Annotated in this window: 1 protein-coding gene; it reads left to right on the top strand. The window is 69.4% G+C overall.

Annotated features, from left to right (window positions below):
• Positions 1-1,691: SwmB domain-containing protein (locus VTU_RS28270; RefSeq protein ID WP_265597344.1), on the top strand; the 1,691-nt coding region annotated here is incomplete at both ends.

Below are 1,691 nucleotides of genomic sequence, written 5' to 3'. Positions count from 1 at the left end.
TACACCGAGGCGAGCAGCCTGGGTCTGGACGCGGCCCATACGGCGCCGGCCGCGGCCTTTGCGGTGAGCAGCAGCAGCGGCCTGGCCATCGCCATCGACAGCGTCGCGGTGAACGCCACGGCCAAACGGTCACGCTGCGCCTGAACCGTTCCGTGGACAGCGGCGAGACGGTGAGCGTCAGCTACACCCGGCCCGCAACCGGCAACGACGTGCTCCAGGACGCTGCCGGCAACGACGCGGGCAACCTCGCCGGCCAGGCGGTGAGCAATCACACCGCAGCCGACACCACGGCCCCGGCGCTGGGCAGCGCCACGGTCAGCGGGCGCGATCTGGTACTGACCTACGCGGAGGCCAGCAGCCTGGGTCTGGACGCAGCGAATACGGCCCCCGCGACGGCCTTTGCGGTGCACAGCGCCAGTGGCCTCGCGATCGGCGTGGACAGCGTCGCGGTGGATGCCACGGCCAAGACCGTCACGCTGCGCCTGAGCCGTTCCGTGGACAGCGGCGAGGCGGTGACCCTCAGCTACACCAAGCCCGCGAGCGGCAACAACGTGCTGCAAGACGCAACCGGCAACGACGCAGACAGCTTCACGAGCCAGGCGGTAACGAATAACTCCGCAGCCGACACCACGGCACCCGTGCTCGACAGCGCCGCGGTCAGCGGGCGCGAGCTGGTGCTGAGCTATACCGAGGTGAGCAGCCTGGGTCTGGACGCGGCCCATGCGGCTCCCGCGACGGCCTTTGCAGTCAGCAGCGCCAGCGGCCTCGCCATAGCCGTGGACAGCGTCACGGTGGATGCCACGGCCAAGACCCTCACGCTGCACCTGAGCCGTTCCGTGGATGGCGGCGAGGCGGTGAGCGTCAGCTACACCAAACCCGCAAGCGGCAACGACGTGCTGCAAGACGTGGCAGGCAACGACGCGGCCAACCTCACGAACCAGGCGGTGACGAACCACTCCGCTCCCGACACCACGGCCCCCGTGCTCCGCAGCACCACGGTCAGCGGCCGCGATCTGGTGCTGACTTACACGGAGGCCAGCAGCCTGGGTCTGGATGCAATCCATACGGCCCCCGCCGCAGCCTTTGCGGTGAGCAGCGGCAGCGGCCTCGCCATAGCCGTGGACAGCGTCACGGTGCATGCCACGGCCAAGACCGTCACGCTGCACCTGAGCCGTGACGTGGACAGCGGCGAGGCCGTGACCCTGAGCTACACCAAGCCCGCGGGCGACAACGTGCTGCAGGACGCTGCCGGCAACGACGCGGCCAACCTCACGCCCCAGACGGTGACGAACAACACCGCTCCCGACACCACGGCCCCGGTGCTCCGCAGCGCCGCGGTGAACGGGCGCAATCTGGTGCTGAGCTACACCGAGGCAAGCAGCCTGGGTCTGAACGCTGCCCATACGGCCCCCGCCACGGCATTTGCAGTCAACAGCGCCAGCGGCGTGGCCATCAGCGTGGACGACGTCACGGTGGATGCCACGGCCAAGACCGTCACGCTGCACCTGAACCGTGACGTGGACAGCGGCGAGGCGGTGCGCGTCAGCTACACCCGGCCCGCGGGCGGCAACGCCGTCATGCAGGACGCGGCCGGCAATAGCGCGGACACGCTCACGAACCAGGAGGTGACGAACAACAGCGCAGCCGACACCACGGCCCCGGTGATCAACACGCGGTCAGGGGAACGATCT

The organism is Verminephrobacter aporrectodeae subsp. tuberculatae At4, from assembly GCF_000193225.1.
Lineage (GTDB): Bacteria > Pseudomonadota > Gammaproteobacteria > Burkholderiales > Burkholderiaceae_C > Acidovorax > Acidovorax aporrectodeae.
The sequence above is the reverse complement of the archived record's forward strand: the minus strand, read 5'-3'. Positions and strand labels throughout refer to the sequence as shown.